The organism is Mycobacterium sp. E3298, assembly GCF_001666895.1.
Classification (GTDB): domain Bacteria; phylum Actinomycetota; class Actinomycetes; order Mycobacteriales; family Mycobacteriaceae; genus Mycobacterium.
Genome location: NZ_LZJB01000600.1, coordinates 1 through 576, shown reverse-complemented (window position 1 = coordinate 576; position 576 = coordinate 1). Strand labels below are relative to the sequence as shown.

Genomic DNA, 576 nt, shown 5'->3' with positions numbered 1-576 from the left:
GTCGAGGTGGCTGGAGGCGAAGGCGACGCCCTTGTCGATCATGGCGCCGTCGTCGGCGTAGGTGTTGTGGGCGGAGAAGTTCATGCCGTCGGAGCAGACCGGGTCTTCGGTGGCGCAGACCTTGATGGTCTTGTCGGCGAAGGTGGGGCCGATGACGACGGGGGGTTCGCCGAGGAAGTTCATGGCGCGCACGTTGGGCATGCCGAAGAGCACGACCGAGGACACGTGGCTGGCGACCGTGGGGTCGAGGGGCTTGGGGACGGTGTTGGGGTCGATGCCGTCGGGTACCGAGGGGGAGGTGACGAAGCCCATGACGGCTGCGCCCTGGGAGTAGCCGCCGAGCACCATTTTGGTGTTGGGGCAGTCGTGGGCCATCGAAACGACGTGGGCGCCAGCGTCTCTGACGCCGTCGATGCCGGTGTCCCACTGGTCGCTGGCGGGGTAGTTGACCGGGTAGACGTCGAACGACTTGGCGCCCACGCGCGAGTGCAGCGCGTCGACGAAGGCCTGGCCGGTGGGCCCGACTCCGGGGGCTTCACCGGTGCCGCGGGCGAACACCACCTGCACGTCCGGACA

Annotated in this window: 1 protein-coding gene; it reads right to left on the bottom strand. The window is 68.4% G+C overall.

Annotated elements, in window-relative coordinates; translation table 11 throughout:
* Positions 1–576 (bottom strand): cutinase family protein (locus A9X05_RS27490; RefSeq protein WP_067760195.1); only part of this gene is annotated, 576 nt, incomplete at both ends.